3 protein-coding genes are annotated in these 2304 nt (G+C 57.6%); all 3 read left to right on the forward strand.

The annotated features are described in order from the left end of the window. Positions 1 to 117: 117 nt before the first annotated feature. The 3 genes from IE243_RS22550 (at position 118) to IE243_RS22560 (ending at position 2245) form a co-directional block, all read left to right on the forward strand. Positions 118 to 771 carry an HNH endonuclease signature motif containing protein gene (locus IE243_RS22550; RefSeq protein ID WP_210319963.1) on the forward strand — a complete coding sequence of 218 codons (654 nt, stop codon included), beginning with the start codon at positions 118 to 120 and terminating at the stop codon, positions 769 to 771. Further along, positions 768 to 1286: a single-stranded DNA-binding protein gene (gene ssb / locus IE243_RS22555; protein ID WP_191321528.1), complete on the forward strand. Its 519-nt coding sequence runs from the start codon at positions 768 to 770 to the stop codon at positions 1284 to 1286. The genes IE243_RS22550 and ssb overlap by 4 nt, the downstream gene beginning before the upstream one ends. 572 nt (positions 1287 to 1858) lie before the next feature. Further along, on the forward strand, positions 1859 to 2245 hold the full coding sequence (locus tag IE243_RS22560; protein ID WP_191321529.1) for a recombination protein NinB: 387 nt from the start codon (positions 1859 to 1861) through the stop codon (positions 2243 to 2245). Positions 2246 to 2304: the final 59 nt, after the last annotated feature.

Genomic DNA, 2304 nt, shown 5'->3' on the forward strand with positions numbered 1-2304 from the left:
CGACGAGGATTTCATCAAGCAGATGGCCGACGAGGTCGACCGGTTCAACGACGAGCTGGCCGCGCTTGTCGAGCGCATCCGCGCCTATTCCTCTCCTGCAATCAGCGAGGCCGCGTGATGAGCCATGAGCGTGTCTGCGAGCGCTGCGGTGCAGGATTTCAGCGCCTGAGAAAATATTCATCTGCGCAATGGGCTAAAGCAAAATACTGCTCAAAAAAATGCGCAGGAATTCGCCGCTCAATGAGCGGCTGCGACATAAGGCAGATGTATGAAGATGAAAAGTCGTCTTCCGAGATTGCTGCGGTTGCCGGAATTTCGCCAACACAGGTTTTGCGTGTTCTCCACGGCGAGGGCGTGCGGGCTCGCTCGGCCAGCGAGAACAAGAAGATAAGTCACGCAAGGCCTGAGACGAAGCAAAGGCTGTCAGCCGCATTTACCGGAAGGGCTCTGCCTGAGTCAGCAAAAGCCATCCTTAGAGGCAGGACGGGTCCAATAAACGCAAACTGGCGCTCCGGTCTGACTATTTCGGCTGGTGGATACGTCTGCTTTACGTCCAGCCCCGCCAATGGCGAGCACGCGGGGAAGCCGCTCCACAAGATAGTGGCTGAATGGAAAATAGGCCGGAGGCTGCTGCCCGACGAAGTCGTCCATCACGCTGACCGCAACAAACTGAACAACGACCCGAACAATCTGGAAGTCATGACAAGTTCAGAACATGCGCGGCTTCACATTGCTGCCGGAGAGTTTGGACGCAAGAGGGGTGCAGCATGAGTGATTTCAATCAAGTTATCATTTCTGGACGACTGGGCGCAGACCCAGAAACGCGTCGCATGCAGGACGGTTCGCCCGTGGTCAACATGCGAATTGCATGTTCTGACTATTGGCGTGACAAAAACTCGGGAGAGCGCAAAGAGCGTACCGAGTGGATCCCGGTAGTCATATTCAATGAGAACTTGGCCAAGGTTGCTGAGAAATTCCTGCGGAAGGGAAGCAAGGCCCAGGTGTGCGGGAAATGGCAGACCCGCAAATGGACCGACCAGAACGGCCAGGAGCGCTACACCACGGAAGTGGTGCTTCAGCGTTACCGCGGCGAGCTCACGATCCTCGACGGCAAGCGCGATGACGCCGGCCCACGGGATATGGCGGACGCCGAGCGCCAGTATGCGCAGCGCGGTGGCCGCGACCTGAGCGCCGAAGCTGACCGGGCATATGATCGCAACGTGGCGGGCGCCGGCTTCGGTGGAACGAGGCCGGGGCAAGACTTGTCTGACCAGATTCCGTTTTGATTTTCGGCGGCTCGAGGAGGTGCGAACTCCAAGAGCCGCCTGGCCACAACGCCTTTTGGGGTGCGAGCTATGGTTATCCGAGAGCTATCAGCCACTGGGCCTCTGCATCAATGCAAATCGTGCGGAGAGAAGTTGCCTCGAGAGCAATTCTATTCATCGAACAAGGCTCGTTGTCGCGAATGCGTAAAAGAAGGCGCTCGTGCTAACCGGCTGGAAAACGTAGAATATTACCGATCCTATGACCGGATGAGATACCGCGACTGCGAGCATAGGAAGGAAAGCGCCAGGAGGTCAGCCGAGAGTGAAGCTGGGGTCAGAGCACGTAAGAGGCTCGCAGAGGCGACCAAGAATACACAGAAACGCCGAGCGCGTATTGCTGTCGGGAACGCTATAAGAGATGGGCGAATTGAACGTGCATCGGCTTGCTTTTTCTGTAGTAGTGAAGAGAATATTCAAGCTCATCACCATGACTATTCGAAGCCTTTCGACGTTTTTTGGTTATGCTCGGCATGCCACGGCAAGCTTCACACCATCAATGGTGACTTCCAGCGCTCGACATCTGGAGTGCGCTGATGGCCCAGACCGTCGTCCTCCGCAGCGATTATCAGCGCTCCCTGGCCAAGGCGATCATCGACCGCGCGCCAGTCAACGCCGTTGTGTCTGTCCGCGAGGCAGGCCGCACGAATGACCAGAACGCCCTTCTCTGGGCGCTTTTGTCAGACGTCAGCCGCGCCAAGCCCGAAGGCCGGCATTGGACGCCAGAAACATGGAAGTGCGCCTTCATGCATGCGCTGGGCCATCAGGTCCAGTTCTGCGAAGGCCTGGACGGCTCTGGCCCTTTTCCACTCGGCTTCCGCTCATCCCGCCTGACCGTCCGCCAGATGGTTGACCTCATCGACATGATCCACGCCTACGGCGCCCGCCATGGCGTGGTGTTTAGCGACATGGTGGCCGCATGATCCAGCGTGAACTCCCCATCCAGAAGGCGATCATGCGCTATCTGGATCTGGCTTTGCCG

It is taken from the genome of Camelimonas fluminis, assembly GCF_014656355.1.
In the GTDB taxonomy this organism is placed as follows: Bacteria; Pseudomonadota; Alphaproteobacteria; order Rhizobiales; family Beijerinckiaceae; genus Camelimonas; species Camelimonas fluminis.

Bases quoted from the DNA above. Each gene is read 5' to 3' on its own strand.
- IE243_RS22550 (WP_210319963.1), top strand. From the start codon at position 118: ATGAGCCATGAGCGTGTCTGCGAGCGCTGCGGTGCAGGATTTCAGCGC.
- ssb (WP_191321528.1), top strand. From the start codon at position 768: ATGAGTGATTTCAATCAAGTTATCATTTCTGGACGACTGGGCGCAGAC.
- IE243_RS22560 (WP_191321529.1), top strand. From the start codon at position 1,859: ATGGCCCAGACCGTCGTCCTCCGCAGCGATTATCAGCGCTCCCTGGCC.